Genomic DNA, 15,544 nt, shown 5'->3' with positions numbered 1-15,544 from the left:
ATAATACGTGAACGCCAGCGAATCAACCCTGGCGCTGCTTGTGACGCGGGTCGATGCAGATCACGCGAACCACGCCTTTACGACGCACGATTTTGCAGTTGCGGCAAAGCCGCTTTACCGAAGCCTGAACTCTCATTTTGTTACTCCAGTTTCTTGATTACCTGGTCCGGAAAACGATCCGGGCCTTTGTCAGGTCGTAGGGCGTCAGTTGCACAGTGACCTTGTCGCCGGGAAGAACGTGGAGGCAGTGCATCCGCATTCTTCCCGAGGTGTATCCGAGAACCACCTGTCAGTTCTCGAGCCGGATGCGGAACATTGCGTCGGGCAGGTTCTCGGTCATCTCGCCCTGCATCTCGCCGATTACATCCCTCTCGCCATGAGTTACCTGGTGGGAAGGCCCGCGCCCTTGAAGTTGGCCTTCTTCAGCAAACTCTCATATTGATGGGACATCACGTAAGCCTGCACCTGTGTCATGAAATCCATCGTCACGACGACGATGATCAGCAGCGATGTCCCGCCGAAGTAGAACGGAACGTTCCAGCGAAGGATCAGGAACTCGGGCAGCAGGCACACCAGAGTGATGTACACCGCTCCCACGAGAGTCAGCCGCGTAAGGATCTTGTCGATATAGCGCGAGGTCTGGTCGCCGGGTCGAATTCCCGGAACGAAAGCACCGCTCTTCTTCAGGTTGTCCGCCGTCTCCCTGGCGTTGAACACCAGCGCCGTATAGAAGAAACAGAAAAACATGATCGCCGCAGCATAAAGCATCACGTAGATCGGCTGTCCTGGTGCCAGGGTCGAGGAGATATCGCGAAGCCAGGTCATGCCTTCGCTGGCGCCGAACCATTGCCCCAGCGTCGCCGGAAACAGGATGATGCTCGAAGCAAAAATCGGCGGTATGACCCCTGCCATGTTGAGCTTCAACGGCAAATGCGAACTCTGCCCGCCGTAGATCTTGTTCCCGACCTGGCGCTTTGCGTAATTCACCAGGATCTTGCGCTGACCCCGTTCGACGAACACGACGAAGCCAGTCACCAGTACCACGAGCACACAGATCAGCAATGCCGTGAAAGGATGCATCGCTCCGGTGCGCACCAGCTCGAACAGCCCGCCGATGGCGCTCGGCAAACCTGCGGCGATACCGGCGAAAATGATCAGCGAAATGCCGTTGCCAATGCCGCGCTCGGTGATCTGCTCGCCCAGCCACATCAGGAACATCGTGCCCGTGACCAGCGTCGCGACGGTCACGAAACGGAACATGAGCCCCGGATCGAGCACGAGCCCGGGCTGGCTCTCGAGCGCGATCGCAATGCCGAGCGACTGCGCGAGGGACAGCGCGACCGTCCCGTAGCGCGTGTATTGCGTAATCTTGCGCCGCCCCGCCTCACCCTCTTTCTTCAGCGCTTCCAACTGCGGCACTGCGACCGTCATCAGCTGCATGATGATCGACGCCGAGATATACGGCATGATGCCGAGCGCGAAAATCGTGAACCGTGACAGCGCACCGCCGGAAAACAGGTTGAATACGCCGAGGATGCCGCCCGCCTGCGACTGGAAAAGCTCGGACAGTCGCGCCGGATCGATGCCGGGAACAGGAATGTGCCCGCCGATCCGGTACACGAGGAGTGCACCGAGCAGGAACAGGACGCGGCGTTTCAGATCCCCGAAACGCCCGGACGCCCCCAGCGTCGCAGCAGGATTGGCCACTTCGCTTTCCCTTGGTTACGCGGTCGCTACCGAGCCGCCGGCAGCTTCGATCGCCGCCAGCGCGCCTTTGGTCGCACCGATGCCGCGCAGCGTGATCTTGCGTCCGATCGTCCCGGACAGCACGACTTTCGCCGACAGCGCATCGGCCGGAACGACGCCCGCCTGCATCAACACCAGCAGATCGATGTCGTCGACGGGCAGCTTGTCGAGTTCCGACAGGCGCACCTCGACTTTGCGCGCAGCCGTCAGCGACACGAAGCCGCGCTTCGGAAGCCGGCGCTGCAGCGGCATCTGGCCGCCTTCGAAACCGACTTTGTGGAAACCACCGGCACGAGACTTCTGGCCCTTGTGGCCGCGCCCGCAGGTCTTGCCCAGACCGCTGCCAATGCCGCGGCCCACGCGTTTTGCCGCCGATTTCGAGCCGGCGCCGGGCTTTATCGTATTGAGTCGCATATCAACCCTCACACTTCAGCAGGTACGACACCTTGTTCACCATGCCGCGAATTTCGGGCGTGTCCTGCAGTTCGACACAGTGGTTCGTGCGTCGCAGGCCAAGGCCACGGACGGTTGCACGGTGCGACTGCTTGGTGCCGATCACGCTCTTCACGAGCGTGACCTTGATCGTTTTCTCGGACATCGCTTACCCCAGGATCTCTTCGACCGACTTGCCACGCTTGGCAGCGATCTCGGCCGGCGTGTTGATCGCCAGAAGACCGTTGAGCGTCGCACGCACGACGTTGTAAGGATTGGCGGAGCCAAGGCACTTGCAGGTCACGTCGGTCACGCCCATCACTTCGAACACCGCCCGCATCGGACCACCAGCGATGATGCCGGTGCCGCTAGGAGCCGGCTGCATCAGCACGGAGGCCGCGCCGTGCTTGCCGACGATCGCGTGCTGCAACGTGCCGTTCTTGAGCGAAATCTTCTTGAGCTTGCGACGCGCTTCGTCCATCGCCTTCTGCACCGCCACCGGAACTTCGCGCGACTTGCCCTTGCCCATTCCGACGCCGCCGTCGCCATCACCGACAACCGTAAGCGCCGCAAAACCGAGGATCCGGCCGCCCTTGACGACCTTGGTCACGCGATTGATCGCGACCATTTTCTCCCGCAGGCCGTCGTCGCGCTCATCCGCCGCTTGCGGTCGCTTGCTTTGTTGCTTAGCCATTCGAAACCTCGCTTAGAACTTGAGTCCGCCTTCGCGGGCGGCCTCGGCCAGCGCCTTGACGCGACCGTGATACTGGAAGCCAGCGCGGTCGAACGCCACCGCTTCGACCCCGGCGGCCTTCGCCCGCTCGGCGATGAGCTTGCCGACGACTTGCGCGGCCTGCTTGTTGCCGCCGTTCGGCAGTTGCGAGCGCACGTCGGCCTCGACGGTCGATGCCGCCGCCAACACCCGCGAACCGCTACCGTCAATGACTTGGGCGTAGATATGGGAGTTGGTACGGAACACGGTTAGGCGCACCGACTTCAGCTCCGCGATTTTGGCTCGGGTTTTACGAGCACGACGCAGACGAACTTCTTTCTTGTTCATGACGAACCGCCCTTACTTCTTCTTGGTTTCCTTAAGCACAACCACTTCGTCCGAATAACGGACGCCCTTGCCCTTGTACGGCTCGGGTTCGCGGTATGCACGCACCTCGGCTGCGACCTGACCGACCTGCTGCTTGTCGATGCCCTTGATGACGATCTCGGTCTGAGTCGGAGTTTCCACCTTCACGCCGGCCGGCATCTGATGCACCACCGGGTGGGAGAAACCGAGCGTCAGGTTGAGCTTGTCGCCTTGGGCCTGCGCCCGATAGCCGACGCCGACCAGCGTGAGCTTGCGCTCGAAGCCTTTCGTCACGCCGGTAACCATGTTGTTGACGAGGGCGCGCACCGTGCCGGACATCGCCCGGCTGTTTGCGACACCTTCGCGCGCCTTGCACACCAGCGCATCACCGTCGCGCTCGAGCGTCACCGCATTGCCGATGTACTGTTTCACGGCGCCCAGCGGCCCCTTGACGGAAACTTCATCGGCCCCGATCGTGATCTCGACGCCCTGGGGGATTGCCACCGGATTCTTAGCTACACGAGACATGATCCCCCCTTATGCGACGTAACAAATGACTTCGCCGCCGACCCGGCCGGCACGCGCCGCACGGTCCGTCATGACACCGCGTGGGGTCGACACGATCGCGACACCCAGTCCGTTCATGACACGGGGAAGATCGCCGCTACCCTTGTATACGCGCAGACCGGGGCGGCTGACGCGCTCGATCCGCTCGATGACCGGGCGGCCGGCATAGTACTTGAGTGCAACATCCAGTTCCGGCTTGCCACCCGCTTCGCGAATGGAATAGCCGTCGATATAGCCTTCGTCCTGCAGGACTTTCGCGATCGCGACCTTCAGCTTCGAGCAAGGCATCGACACGCTCACTTTCTGAGCCTGCTGACCGTTACGGATACGGGTCAGCATGTCGGCGATGGGATCGGACATACTCATACGATAATCTCCTTACCAGCTCGCCTTGGTCATGCCGGGCACCTCGCCGCGGAACGCCAGGTCGCGCAGCTTGTTACGGCACAATCCGAACTTGCGGAACACACCGCGCGGACGCCCGGTCAAGGCACAGCGATTACGCTCCCGAACCGGACTTGCATTGCGCGGCAACTGCTGCAGCTTCAGACGAGCAACCATGCGCTCCTCTTCCGGCAGCTTGAAATCATTGATCTGAGCGATCAGCGCGGCCCGCTTGGCGGCGAATTTCTCGACCGTCTTGCGGCGCTTCTCTTCTCGATTGATCAGGGACAGTTTCGCCATAACTTCCTCAATTCTTGAACGGGAACTTGAACGCGACGAGCAGGGCCCGAGCTTCCTGATCGCTCTTGGCGGTCGTCGTGATACTGATGTTCATCCCCCGAAGGGCATCGATCTTGTCGTACTCGATTTCGGGGAAAATGATCTGTTCCTTGACGCCGAGGTTGTAGTTGCCACGACCGTCGAAACCCTTGCCGCCAATGCCGCGAAAGTCGCGGATCCGCGGCATCGCCACGGTCACCAGGCGATCGAGGAACTCGAACATCTTCGCGCCACGCAACGTCACCATGCAGCCGATCGGGTAACCGTCACGAATCTTGAATCCTGCAATCGACTTGCGGGCTTTCGTCACCACCGGCTTCTGCCCGGCGATCTTGACCATGTCGCCAACCGCATGTTCGAGAATCTTCTTGTCGCCGACAGCCTCACCGACACCCATGTTCAGGGTGATCTTGGTGATGCGCGGCACTTCCATCACGGACTTGTATCCGAACTGCTTGAGCAGGTCCGGAGCCACCGTTTCTTTGTAGAATTCCTGCAAGCGCGCCATTGCCACTCCTTACGCGTCCACCAGTTCGCCATTCGACTTGAAGAAGCGCACCTTGCGGCCGTCCTCAAGCACCCGGATTCCCACGCGATCGCCCTTCTGGGCTGCGGGATTGAACAATGCGACGTTGGAAATATGCAGAGGCATCTCTTTCTCGACGATGCCGCCCACTTCACCCTTGAGCGGGTTCGGACGCACGTGCTTCTTGACCCGATTCACGCCTTCGACGAGCAGCCGCTCGTCGTCGACGCGACTCAGCACGACGCCGCGCCGGCCGCGATCCTTGCCGGCCAGAACCACCACTTCATCACCTTTGCGGATCTTGTTCATCTCACGCCCTCCTTAGAGCACTTCAGGCGCGAGCGAAACAATCTTCATGAAGCGCTCGGTGCGCAGCTCGCGCGTCACCGGCCCGAAGATGCGCGTACCGATCGGCTCGAGCTTGTTGTTGAGCAGCACTGCGGCATTGCCATCGAACTTGACGAGCGAACCGTCGGGACGACGCACGCCCTTGGCGGTGCGCACGACGACGGCGCTGTAGATATCGCCCTTTTTCACGCGCCCACGGGGCGCGGCATCCTTGACGGTGACCTTGATGATGTCGCCGATACCCGCGTAGCGGCGCTTGGAACCACCAAGGACCTTGATGCACATCACTGAACGCGCACCGGTATTGTCGGCAACGTCCAGCCTGGACTGCATTTGAATCATGAATTTATCTCCAACTTGCCCCGCTACAGCGGTCAGTCTTGGAACCCGTACGGGTAGAAAGCCCCGAAGAGCGAAAAGCAAAGATAAAAACTATAACAGCTTGGCGCTGCATTGCCAAGCTGTCCGAAAACCTACACTACGCTCAGATGACCCGAGCCTTCTCGAGCACCTTGGCCACACGCCACGACTTGGTCTTTGAAATCGGACGGCATTCCTCGATTTCAACCAGATCGCCGGCCGCTGCTCCACCGTCTTCGACGTGCGCGTGATACTTCGCGGACCGCGTGATCACCTTGCCGTAGAGCTCGTGCTTCACACGGCGCTCGACGAGAACCGTCACCGTGTTCTGCATCTTGTCGCTGACCACACGTCCAACGAGCGCGCGCCTGACTTTTTCGATCTGCTCGGTCATTTCTGCACCGCCTTTTCCTGCAGGAGCGTGCGGACGCGCGCGATGTCGCGACGCACTTTCCCGAGTTGGCTCGTATTGCCGAGCTGCTGAGTCGCAAGTTGCATACGCAACGAAAACTGCGCTTTCAGCAGTTCGAGCAATTCTTGATTCAATTCACCGGCGCTCTTCGCGCGGAGTTCACTCGCTTTCATGCTCACCCCATTTGACGATGAACAAAGACCGTCTCGAGCGGAAGCTTCGCAGCAGCAAGCCGGAACGCTTCGCGGGCGAGCGTCTCGTCGACACCGTCCATCTCATACAACACCTTGCCGGGCTGAATCTCGGCAACCCAGTATTCCGGGTTCCCCTTGCCGTTACCCATCCGCACTTCAGCTGGCTTCTTCGAGATCGGCTTGTCCGGGAAAATCCGGATCCAGATGCGCCCGCCCCGCTTGATGTGCCGGGTCATCGCCCGTCGTGCGGACTCGATCTGACGGGCGGTCAGACGACCGCGGCCGATCGCCTTGAGCCCGAACTCGCCGAAACTGACTTTGGCGCCGCGCGTCGCGATCCCGGTGTTCCGGCCCTTCTGCTCCTTACGATACTTCCTTCTCGACGGCTGCAGCATCGTCTACTCCCGCTTTCCTGGTCCGGGTGCCGGCCTTGTCGCCAGCTCCCGCTTGTTCGGCACCCGTGCGACGTGCGGGGCGCTTGGCGCCGCGGTTGTCACCGGCATCATTGCGAGGCGCGCGGCGACCGCGACGAGCCTCGTTCTCGTTCTCGACGACCGCAGGCCGCTCGTTGCGCCCGAGCATCTCACCCTTGTACACCCACACCTTGATACCGATGATGCCGTAGGTGGTCTTCGCTTCGGATACGCCATAGTCGATATCGGCACGCAGCGTATGCAGCGGAACGCGGCCTTCGCGGTACCACTCGGTGCGAGCGATTTCGGCGCCGTTCAGTCGTCCGGCGCTCATGATCTTGATGCCCTGTGCGCCGAGCCGCATTGCATTCTGCATTGCGCGCTTCATGGCGCGGCGGAACATGATCCGCTTTTCGAGCTGCTGGGCGATCGAGTCGGCGATCAGCTTGGCATCGACTTCCGGCTTGCGCACTTCTTCGATATTGACGTGCACCGGCACGCCCATGATCTTCTGAAGCTCGCGCTTGAGCAGTTCGATGTCCTCGCCCTTCTTGCCGATCACGACACCAGGGCGTGCGCTGAAAAGGGTGATCCGTGCGTTCTTCGCCGGGCGTTCGATGACAACGCGCCCCACCGATGCGTGAGCAAGACGCTTCTTGAGAAAATCGCGGACTTTCAGGTCCTCGTGCAACATTCTCGAGTAATCACCGCTCGATGCGAACCAACGGGAATTCCAATCACGAGTGACCGCAAGGCGGAACCCGGTCGGATGAATTTTCTGACCCATATGTACCCCTTATTCCCCGACGGTCACGTAGATGTGGCAGGTCGGCTTGAGAATGCGGGCCCCGCGTCCCTTTGCCCGCGCCGCAAAGCGCTTCAGCGACATGCCTTCCTCGACGTAGATCGTCTTGACCTTGAGGGTGTCAATATCTGCGCCATCGTTGTGTTCTGCATTGGCAATCGCCGACTCCATCACTTTGCGGATGATCTGCGCGCCCTTTTTCGGCGAGAAGGCAAGGATGTTGAGTGCCTGATCAACCGGCCTGCCCCGCACCTGGTCCGCCACCAGCCGCCCCTTCTGGGCCGACAGGCGAACGCCGCGGAGAATTGCTCTGGTTTCCATGATGACTCCTTACCTCTTCGCCTTCTTGCTCGCCGCGTGCCCCTTGAACGTACGGGTCAGGGCGAACTCGCCGAGCTTGTGACCAACCATGTTTTCCGACACGAAGACCGGAACATGCTGCCGACCGTTATGGACCGCAATCGTCAGGCCGACGAAGTCCGGCAACACCGTCGAGCGACGGGACCAGGTCTTGATCGGGCGCTTGTCGTTGCTCGTCCGCACGGCGTCGACCTTCTTGAGCAGATGCGCGTCGACAAACGGGCCTTTTTTAATAGAACGTGCCATTTGTTACCCCTTAACGCTTGTGACGACGCTGCACGATCATCGTGTCGGTGCGCTTGTTGCTGCGCGTGCGGTAGCCCTTCGCCGGCTGACCCCACGGGCTGCGCGCCACGCCGCCTTCGCCGGTCCGGCCCTCGCCACCACCGTGCGGGTGATCGACCGGATTCATCGCTACACCGCGGACCGTCGGACGGATACCGCGCCAGCGGTTCGCGCCCGCCTTGCCGATCTTGCGCAGGCCGTGCTCTTCGTTGCCGACGACGCCGATGGCGGCACGGCACTCGACGTGCACCCGGCGAACTTCGCCGGAGCGCAACCGGAGCTGAGCGTATGCGCCTTCACGGGCGAGCAGCTGCACCGAAGTGCCTGCAGCACGCGCGATCTGTGCCCCCTTGCCCGGCATCAGCTCGACACAGTGAATCGTGGAACCGACCGGAATATTCCGGATCGGCAGCACGTTGCCCGCCTTGATCGGCGCTTCCGGTCCGCTGAGGACCGTCTGCCCCACTTCGAGCCCCTTCGGCGCGATGATGTAGGCGCGCTCGCCGTCGGCGTAGCAGATCAGCGCAATGTTCGCGGAACGGTTCGGGTCGTACTCGACACGCTCGACGCGAGCTGCGATGCCGTCCTTGTTGCGACGGAAATCCACCAGACGGTAATGCTGCTTGTGCCCACCACCCTGGTGACGGACGGTGATGCGGCCGCTGTTGTTGCGGCCGGCGTTCTTCGACTGCTTCTCGACCAGCGCGGCATGCGGACGCCCCTTGTAGAGATCCGCATTGACGACCTTGACCATCGCGCGACGGCCGGCAGACGTAGGCTTAAGTTTTACCAGTGCCATGATTCCTCACTCCCCGGCCGCGAAGTTGATTTCCTGGCCCGGCTTGAGGCAGACGAACGCCTTCTTCCAGTCCTTGCGGCGGCCGGTCATCTTGCCGAAACGCTTGACCTTGCCTTTCACGTTCGCAATCTGCACCGACTTCACTTCAACCTTGAAGAGCAACTCGACAGCCGCCTTGACTTCGGGCTTGGTCGCGGTCGACGCAACCTTGAACACAACCTGCTCGTTCTTGTCGGCGACATACGTCGCCTTTTCGGAGATCTGGGGCGCGAGCAGCACCTGCATCAGACGCTCTTGGCTAAATCCGCTCATTGCCAGGCCTCCTCCATCTTGGCCAGCGCACCCTTGGTCACGATGACCCGGTCGTAGTGCACAAGCGACACCGGATCCGTCTCGCTGACCTCGAGAACCAGCACCTTGTGCAGGTTCCGTGACGACAGGAACAGGTTTTCATCGAACTCGTCGGTAATGACCAGCACCGAATCGAGCCCCATGCCTTTGAGCTTCTGCGACAGCAGGCGGGTCTTCGGCGCCTCGACGCTGAAATTCTCGACGATCGCCAGACGGTCTTCACGCGCAAGCTGCGAAAGGATCGACGCCACGCCGGCGCGGTACATCTTGCGGTTCAGCTTCTGCGAGAAGTTGTCTTCGGGCGAATTCGGGAAAACCCGGCCACCTCCGCGCCACAACGGGCTCGACGCCATACCGGCACGAGCGCGGCCGGTGCCTTTCTGGCGCCACGGCTTGCGCGTCGACTTGGAAACTTCCGCACGACCTTTCTGCGCGCGATTGCCCGAGCGGGCATTGGCCATGTACGCCACAACGACCTGATGGATCAGGGCTTCGTTGTAGTCGCGCCCGAACAGCGCATCAGAGGCCTGCAGCGTTGCCGACTGCGCACCCTGATCATTCAATAATTTAAGTTCCATTACGCCCTCGCTCAGCCACGGGCCTTGACCGCCGGGCGGACGATCACGTCGCCGCCCTTCGAGCCGGGTACCGCCCCCTTCACCAGGAGCAACTGACGCTCAACATCGACGCGAACCACTTCGAGACCCTGAGTGGTGCACGTGGTGTTGCCGTACTGTCCGGCCATCCGCTTGCCGGGAAAGACCCGACCCGGATCCTGAGCCATGCCGATCGAGCCCGGCGCGTTATGCGACACGGAGTTGCCGTGCGACGCGCGGTTCGACGAGAAATTGTGCCGCTTGCCCACTCCGGAAAAACCCTTGCCAATCGACGTACCGGTGACATCCACCTTTTGCCCGACTGCAAAGAGGTCAACCCCGACGACGTCACCGGCCTTGAAGCCAGCGACCTGCTCGGTTTCGACACGAAATTCCTTGAGCATGTGACCGGCTTCGACGCCGGCCTTGGCAAGGTGCCCGGCAAGGGGCTTTCCAACCCGACTCGCGCGACGCTTGCCGAAAGTCACCTGCACGGCGGCGTAACCGTCGCTTTCAGGCGTCTTGATTTGGGTTACGCGATTGTTGGACACGTCAAGCACCGTCACCGGGACACTCCTGCCGTCCTCGGCGAAGATGCGAGTCATGCCAACCTTGCGTCCCACAAGGCCTAGACTCATCTTCTTCTCCTGTCCCCGGTTACGATTGACCGGGCCCTATCACGTAAATTGCGCCCAAAGGCGCAAAGGCCGGATTATACCGGCCTTTCGCAAAGCTCCGCAACTAGCGCGGCTTACTGCAACTTGATCTCGACATCAACCCCGGCGGGGAGATCCAGCTTCATCAGCGCATCGACCGTCTTGTCGGTCGGGTCGATGATGTCCATCAGGCGCTGGTGGGTACGAATCTCGAACTGGTCGCGCGATGCCTTGTTGACGTGCGGCGAGCGCAGCAGGTCGAAACGCTCGATACGGGTCGGCAGCGGCACGGGGCCGCGGACCACCGCACCCGTGCGCTTGGCGGTATCGACGATCTCGAGAGCGGACTGATCGATCAGCCGGTAGTCGAACGCCTTCAAACGGATGCGAATTTTCTGGTTTTGCATGGATGAAATCCTGAAAGAGCGAAAACCCGGGGCAACGAACCCCGGGCGGAGACGAGCAATTACTCGATGATCTTGGCGACGACCCCGGCGCCGACGGTACGACCGCCTTCGCGGATCGCGAACCGCAGGCCTTCTTCCATCGCGATCGGCGCCATCAGCTTGACGGTGATCGACACGTTGTCGCCCGGCATGACCATCTCGGTGCCTTCGGGCAGCTCGATCGAACCGGTCACGTCGGTCGTGCGGAAGTAGAACTGCGGACGATAGTTGTTGAAGAACGGCGTGTGGCGCCCGCCTTCTTCCTTCGACAGCACGTACACTTCACCGGTGAAATGCGTGTGCGGCTTGATCGAACCGGGCTTGCACAGCACCTGGCCGCGCTCGACGTCCTCGCGCTTGGTGCCGCGCAGCAGCACGCCGACGTTGTCGCCCGCCTGGCCCTGGTCGAGCAGCTTGCGGAACATCTCGACGCCGGTGCAGGTGGTCTTGACCGTCGCCTTGATGCCGACGATCTCGACTTCCTCGCCGACCTTGACGATGCCGCGCTCGACGCGGCCGGTCACCACCGTGCCGCGGCCCGAGATCGAGAACACGTCTTCGATCGGCAGCAGGAACGGGCGGTCGATCGCGCGCTCCGGAGTCGGGATGTAGCTGTCGAGCGCTTCGGCCAGGCGGAAGATCGCCGGCTCGCCGATGTCGCTCTGGTCGCCTTCGAGCGCCTTGAGCGCCGAGCCCTTGATGATCGGCACATCGTCGCCCGGGAAGTCGTACTTCGACAGCAGCTCGCGCACTTCCATCTCGACGAGCTCCAAGAGCTCTTCGTCGTCGACCATGTCGCACTTGTTCAGGAACACGATGATGTACGGCACGCCGACCTGGCGCGCGAGCAGGATGTGCTCGCGCGTCTGCGGCATCGGGCCGTCGGCAGCCGAGCACACCAGGATCGCGCCGTCCATCTGCGCGGCACCGGTGATCATGTTCTTCACGTAGTCGGCGTGACCCGGGCAGTCGACGTGCGCGTAGTGACGGTTGGCCGTCTCGTACTCGACGTGAGCGGTGTTGATCGTGATGCCGCGCGCTTTCTCTTCGGGCGCCGCGTCGATCTGGTCGTAGGCTTTCGCCTCGCCGCCGAACTTCTTCGACAGGATCGTCGTGATCGCCGCCGTCAGGGTGGTCTTGCCGTGGTCGACGTGACCGATCGTCCCGACGTTTACGTGCGGTTTCGTCCGCTCAAACTTGCCTTTCGCCATTGCTCAATTCCTCGCTTCGGTTCGTTGATTACTTGCGATTGTTGATCACCGCTTCCGCCACGCTCTTCGGCGCCTCGGAATAGTGCTTGAATTCCATCGAATACGTCGCGCGACCCTGCGTCAACGACCGCAGTTGCGTCGCGTAACCGAACATCTCGGCGAGCGGCACTTCGGCCTTGACCTCTTTCATGCCCCCGGGCAGATCGTCCATGCCCTGGACGATGCCGCGGCGACCGGAAAGATCTCCCATGACGTTGCCCATGTAGTCCTCGGGAGTTTCGACGACCACTGCCATCATCGGCTCAAGCAGCACGGGGCTCGCCTTGCGCATCGCGTCCTTGAACGCCATCGAAGCGGCCATCTTGAACGCGTTTTCGTTCGAATCCACGTCGTGGTACGAACCGTCGAACAGCGTGACCTTGACGTCGACGACCGGGAAGCCGGCCAGCACGCCGTTCGGCAGCGTCTCCTGCAGGCCTTTGTCGACCGCCGGGATGTACTCGCGCGGAACGACACCGCCCTTGATGGCGTCGATGAATTCGTAGCCCTTGCCCGTTTCGTTCGGCTCGAGCTTGATCCACACGTGACCGAACTGGCCGCGACCGCCGGACTGCTTGACGAACTTGCCTTCCTGCTCTACCGGCTTGCGGATCGCTTCGCGGTACGCCACCTGCGGGGCGCCGACCGTTGCTTCGACGTTGAATTCGCGCTTCATGCGGTCAACGAGAATTTCGAGGTGCAGCTCGCCCATGCCGGAGATGATCGTCTGGCCCGACTCCTCGTCGGTCCGGACACGGAACGAGGGATCTTCCGCAGCGAGACGGCCGAGCGCAATACCCATCTTTTCCTGGTCGGCCTTGGTCTTCGGCTCGACGGCGACGTGGATCACCGGCTCCGGGAACACCATGCGCTCGAGGATGATCGGAGCGCTGGGATCGCACAGCGTCTCCCCGGTTGTCACTTCCTTCAAACCGACGCACGCGGCGATGTCGCCCGCAAGGACTTCCTTGATCTCCTGGCGCTCGTTCGCATGCATCTGCAGAATCCGGCCGATGCGCTCCTTCTTGCCCTTGACCGAGTTCAGCACCGTCTCGCCCGACTTGAGCACTCCCGAATACACCCGCACGAACGTCAACTGGCCGACGAACGGGTCGGTCATCAGCTTGAACGCAAGCGCCGCGAACTTCTCGGAATCGTCCGCGCGCCGCTCGACGGGCTTTTCGTAGTCATCGATGCCGGCAACCGGAGGAATATCGACGGGCGACGGAAGCAGTTCGATGACGGCGTCGAGCATGCGCTGCACGCCCTTGTTCTTGAATGCCGTGCCGCACAACATCGGCTGGATTTCGCAGGCGATCGTGCGCTGACGCAGGCCGGCAACGATCTTCTCGTGCGACAGATCGCCATTCTCGAGATATTCGTTCATCAGCTCTTCGCTGGCTTCGGCAGCGGCTTCGAGCATCTTCTCGCGCCATTCCTCGGCCGTCGCCTGAAGCTCGCCCGGAATCTCGCGATAGTCGAACTTCATGCCCTGAGACGCTTCATCCCAGTAGATGGCCTTCATGCGGACCAGGTCAACGACGCCGACGAAATTCTCCTCCGCTCCGATCGGAATCACGATCGGCACCGGATTGGCCTTGAGGCGCAGCTTCATCTGCTCGACGACCTTGAAGAAGTTCGCCCCCTGGCGGTCCATCTTGTTGACGAACGCGAGCCGCGGCACCTTGTACTTCGTCGCCTGCCGCCACACGGTTTCGGACTGCGGCTGGACGCCGCCGACCGCGCAGTAGACCATGCACGCGCCATCGAGAACGCGCATCGAACGCTCGACTTCGATCGTGAAATCGACGTGTCCCGGCGTATCGATGATGTTGAAGCGATGCTCGGGGAAGGACATTTCCATGCCTTTCCAGAAGCAGGTCGTCGCAGCCGAGGTGATCGTGATCCCCCGCTCCTGCTCCTGCTCCATCCAGTCCATCGTCGCCGCGCCGTCGTGAACTTCACCAATCTTGTGGTTCACGCCGGTATAAAAAAGGATGCGCTCGGTCGTCGTTGTCTTGCCGGCGTCAATGTGAGCCGAAATACCGATGTTGCGGTAACGCTCAATGGGAGTCTTGCGAGCCACGGTCTACCCTGCCTTCGAGAATTCGCGCGCTGCGCGAAAATCCAATTGTGTTGTCACAAAACAATCGAGCCCTTGCCAGGGCCCGATTAACCACCGTTCCGGAATCTCAGAAACGGTAGTGAGAGAATGCCTTGTTCGCTTCGGCCATGCGGTGGACTTCTTCGCGCTTCTTCATCGCCGAGCCGCGGCCTTCGGCCGCCTCGAGCAGTTCCCCGGCCAGACGCTGGGCCATCGATTTCTCGGCGCGCTTGCGTGCCGCTTCACGCAGCCAGCGCATCGACAGCGCCATGCGGCGCGACGGACGCACTTCGACCGGAACCTGGTAGTTCGCGCCGCCGACGCGGCGGCTCTTGACTTCGACCACCGGCTTGACATTGGCAACTGCCGACGAGAACACCTCGAGCGGATCCTTGCCGGCCTTGCCGGAAATCTGCGCAAACGCGCCATAGACGATACGCTCGGCGACGGACTTCTTGCCGGCCTGCATGATCACATTGATGAACTTGGATACGTCCTGCGAACCGAATTTGGGGTCGGGCAGGATTTCACGCTTCGGTACTTCGCGACGACGGGGCATGACAACCTCTAGCTATTTCTGAATGCCGACAATTAAGCTTTCTTCGGGCGCTTCGCGCCGTACTTCGAGCGGGACTGCTTACGATCCTTGACGCCCTGCAGGTCAAGCGAACCGCGCACGATGTGGTAACGCACACCCGGCAAATCCTTGACCCGGCCACCACGAATCAGGACCACCGAGTGCTCCTGCAGGTTGTGGCCTTCACCGCCGATATAGGAGATGACTTCGAAGCCGTTGGTCAGGCGAACCTTGGCGACTTTCCGCAATGCAGAGTTCGGCTTCTTCGGAGTGGTCGTATAGACCCGTGTGCATACGCCGCGCTTTTGCGGGCATGCATCGAGCGCCGGCACCTTGCTTTTGATGACGGCCAGTTGCCGCGGTTTGCGGACGAGCTGATTAATTGTTGGCATAGCTTGAGAATTTTCCATTATACCGAGGCGCCCCACGGGCCGCCTCGGGCGGTTGATTCCGGCTGCGACTGACTACGATTGGTCAGCCCACAAAAAGAGGCCGGATGTTATCCTGAAATGCGGT

27 protein-coding genes and 1 pseudogene are annotated in these 15,544 nt (G+C 61.3%); all 28 read right to left on the bottom strand.

Features of this window, described 5'->3' with window-relative positions; genetic code table 11:
* Window positions 1-22: 22 nt before the first annotated feature.
* The 28 genes and pseudogenes from rpmJ to rpsL all read right to left on the bottom strand — a co-directional run bounded on the left by rpmJ (window position 23) and on the right by rpsL (window position 15,420).
* Complete coding sequence (gene rpmJ / locus EBN1_RS10825; RefSeq protein WP_011237993.1) at window positions 23-136, bottom strand: 50S ribosomal protein L36; 114 nt, start codon at window positions 134-136, stop codon at window positions 23-25.
* 21 nt (window positions 137-157) lie between these two features.
* A pseudogene (gene infA / locus EBN1_RS10820) lies at window positions 158-352 on the bottom strand (translation initiation factor IF-1).
* A 29-nt stretch (window positions 353-381) separates the two neighbouring features.
* Window positions 382-1,707 (bottom strand): preprotein translocase subunit SecY, encoded by a 1,326-nt coding sequence (gene secY, locus EBN1_RS10815; protein ID WP_011237992.1) that lies wholly within the window; start codon window positions 1,705-1,707, stop codon window positions 382-384.
* Window positions 1,708-1,722: 15 nt separating this feature from the next.
* Entirely contained in the window at window positions 1,723-2,160 is a 438-nt protein-coding gene (gene rplO / locus EBN1_RS10810; protein WP_011237991.1) for a 50S ribosomal protein L15, read from the bottom strand.
* Window position 2,161: 1 nt separating this feature from the next.
* Complete coding sequence (gene rpmD, locus EBN1_RS10805) at window positions 2,162-2,344, bottom strand: 50S ribosomal protein L30 (RefSeq protein WP_011237990.1); 183 nt, start codon at window positions 2,342-2,344, stop codon at window positions 2,162-2,164.
* A gap of 3 nt (window positions 2,345-2,347) precedes the next feature.
* Window positions 2,348-2,872 carry a 30S ribosomal protein S5 gene (gene rpsE, locus EBN1_RS10800; RefSeq protein WP_011237989.1) on the bottom strand — a complete coding sequence of 175 codons (525 nt, stop codon included), beginning with the start codon at window positions 2,870-2,872 and terminating at the stop codon, window positions 2,348-2,350.
* 12 nt (window positions 2,873-2,884) lie between these two features.
* Window positions 2,885-3,238, bottom strand: a complete 354-nt coding sequence (gene rplR / locus EBN1_RS10795; protein ID WP_011237988.1) for a 50S ribosomal protein L18 — start codon at window positions 3,236-3,238, stop codon at window positions 2,885-2,887.
* Between the two features lie 12 nt (window positions 3,239-3,250).
* Entirely contained in the window at window positions 3,251-3,784 is a 534-nt protein-coding gene (gene rplF / locus EBN1_RS10790; RefSeq protein ID WP_011237987.1) for a 50S ribosomal protein L6, read from the bottom strand.
* 9 nt (window positions 3,785-3,793) lie between these two features.
* The gene (rpsH, locus tag EBN1_RS10785) at window positions 3,794-4,189 is read right to left on the bottom strand and encodes a 30S ribosomal protein S8 (protein ID WP_011237986.1); all 396 of its coding nucleotides are present in this window, start codon (window positions 4,187-4,189) and stop codon (window positions 3,794-3,796) included.
* A gap of 12 nt (window positions 4,190-4,201) precedes the next feature.
* Complete coding sequence (rpsN, locus tag EBN1_RS10780) at window positions 4,202-4,507, bottom strand: 30S ribosomal protein S14 (protein WP_011237985.1); 306 nt, start codon at window positions 4,505-4,507, stop codon at window positions 4,202-4,204.
* A gap of 7 nt (window positions 4,508-4,514) precedes the next feature.
* A complete protein-coding gene (gene rplE / locus EBN1_RS10775; RefSeq protein ID WP_011237984.1) occupies window positions 4,515-5,054 on the bottom strand; it encodes a 50S ribosomal protein L5 in 540 nt (179 codons plus the stop codon).
* Between the two features lie 9 nt (window positions 5,055-5,063).
* On the bottom strand, window positions 5,064-5,381 hold the full coding sequence (rplX, locus tag EBN1_RS10770; protein ID WP_011237983.1) for a 50S ribosomal protein L24: 318 nt from the start codon (window positions 5,379-5,381) through the stop codon (window positions 5,064-5,066).
* 12 nt (window positions 5,382-5,393) lie between these two features.
* Complete coding sequence (gene rplN / locus EBN1_RS10765) at window positions 5,394-5,762, bottom strand: 50S ribosomal protein L14 (RefSeq protein WP_011237982.1); 369 nt, start codon at window positions 5,760-5,762, stop codon at window positions 5,394-5,396.
* 142 nt (window positions 5,763-5,904) lie between these two features.
* Entirely contained in the window at window positions 5,905-6,174 is a 270-nt protein-coding gene (gene rpsQ / locus EBN1_RS10760; RefSeq protein WP_011237981.1) for a 30S ribosomal protein S17, read from the bottom strand.
* Window positions 6,171-6,365, bottom strand: coding sequence for a 50S ribosomal protein L29 (gene rpmC, locus EBN1_RS10755; protein ID WP_011237980.1), 195 nt, complete (start codon window positions 6,363-6,365; stop codon window positions 6,171-6,173). The genes rpsQ and rpmC overlap by 4 nt, the downstream gene beginning before the upstream one ends.
* 2 nt (window positions 6,366-6,367) lie before the next feature.
* The gene (rplP, locus tag EBN1_RS10750; RefSeq protein WP_011237979.1) at window positions 6,368-6,781 is read right to left on the bottom strand and encodes a 50S ribosomal protein L16; all 414 of its coding nucleotides are present in this window, start codon (window positions 6,779-6,781) and stop codon (window positions 6,368-6,370) included.
* Window positions 6,750-7,586 carry a 30S ribosomal protein S3 gene (gene rpsC / locus EBN1_RS10745; protein WP_011237978.1) on the bottom strand — a complete coding sequence of 279 codons (837 nt, stop codon included), beginning with the start codon at window positions 7,584-7,586 and terminating at the stop codon, window positions 6,750-6,752. The genes rplP and rpsC overlap by 32 nt, the downstream gene beginning before the upstream one ends.
* A gap of 9 nt (window positions 7,587-7,595) precedes the next feature.
* The gene (gene rplV, locus EBN1_RS10740) at window positions 7,596-7,925 is read right to left on the bottom strand and encodes a 50S ribosomal protein L22 (protein WP_011237977.1); all 330 of its coding nucleotides are present in this window, start codon (window positions 7,923-7,925) and stop codon (window positions 7,596-7,598) included.
* 9 nt (window positions 7,926-7,934) lie between these two features.
* Window positions 7,935-8,210, bottom strand: a complete 276-nt coding sequence (rpsS, locus tag EBN1_RS10735; protein WP_011237976.1) for a 30S ribosomal protein S19 — start codon at window positions 8,208-8,210, stop codon at window positions 7,935-7,937.
* A gap of 10 nt (window positions 8,211-8,220) precedes the next feature.
* Complete coding sequence (gene rplB, locus EBN1_RS10730) at window positions 8,221-9,048, bottom strand: 50S ribosomal protein L2 (RefSeq protein ID WP_011237975.1); 828 nt, start codon at window positions 9,046-9,048, stop codon at window positions 8,221-8,223.
* A 6-nt stretch (window positions 9,049-9,054) separates the two neighbouring features.
* Window positions 9,055-9,360: a 50S ribosomal protein L23 gene (rplW, locus tag EBN1_RS10725; protein ID WP_011237974.1), complete on the bottom strand. Its 306-nt coding sequence runs from the start codon at window positions 9,358-9,360 to the stop codon at window positions 9,055-9,057.
* Window positions 9,357-9,977 carry a 50S ribosomal protein L4 gene (gene rplD, locus EBN1_RS10720; RefSeq protein WP_011237973.1) on the bottom strand — a complete coding sequence of 207 codons (621 nt, stop codon included), beginning with the start codon at window positions 9,975-9,977 and terminating at the stop codon, window positions 9,357-9,359. Before rplD ends, rplW begins: the two co-directional genes overlap by 4 nt.
* Before the next feature lie 11 nt (window positions 9,978-9,988).
* A complete protein-coding gene (rplC, locus tag EBN1_RS10715) occupies window positions 9,989-10,633 on the bottom strand; it encodes a 50S ribosomal protein L3 (RefSeq protein WP_011237972.1) in 645 nt (214 codons plus the stop codon).
* A 113-nt stretch (window positions 10,634-10,746) separates the two neighbouring features.
* Complete coding sequence (gene rpsJ / locus EBN1_RS10710) at window positions 10,747-11,058, bottom strand: 30S ribosomal protein S10 (protein WP_011237971.1); 312 nt, start codon at window positions 11,056-11,058, stop codon at window positions 10,747-10,749.
* A 59-nt stretch (window positions 11,059-11,117) separates the two neighbouring features.
* Window positions 11,118-12,308, bottom strand: a complete 1,191-nt coding sequence (tuf, locus tag EBN1_RS10705; protein WP_011237959.1) for an elongation factor Tu — start codon at window positions 12,306-12,308, stop codon at window positions 11,118-11,120.
* A gap of 28 nt (window positions 12,309-12,336) precedes the next feature.
* Window positions 12,337-14,433 carry an elongation factor G gene (gene fusA, locus EBN1_RS10700; protein ID WP_011237970.1) on the bottom strand — a complete coding sequence of 699 codons (2,097 nt, stop codon included), beginning with the start codon at window positions 14,431-14,433 and terminating at the stop codon, window positions 12,337-12,339.
* A gap of 106 nt (window positions 14,434-14,539) precedes the next feature.
* Entirely contained in the window at window positions 14,540-15,010 is a 471-nt protein-coding gene (rpsG, locus tag EBN1_RS10695; protein WP_011237969.1) for a 30S ribosomal protein S7, read from the bottom strand.
* 32 nt (window positions 15,011-15,042) lie between these two features.
* On the bottom strand, window positions 15,043-15,420 hold the full coding sequence (rpsL, locus tag EBN1_RS10690) for a 30S ribosomal protein S12 (RefSeq protein WP_011237968.1): 378 nt from the start codon (window positions 15,418-15,420) through the stop codon (window positions 15,043-15,045).
* Between the last annotated feature and the right edge of the window lie 124 nt (window positions 15,421-15,544).

This window comes from Aromatoleum aromaticum EbN1, from assembly GCF_000025965.1.
Classification (GTDB): domain Bacteria; phylum Pseudomonadota; class Gammaproteobacteria; order Burkholderiales; family Rhodocyclaceae; genus Aromatoleum; species Aromatoleum aromaticum.
Note: the sequence above shows the minus strand (reverse complement) of the source record. Positions and strands in the feature narration are given on the sequence as shown.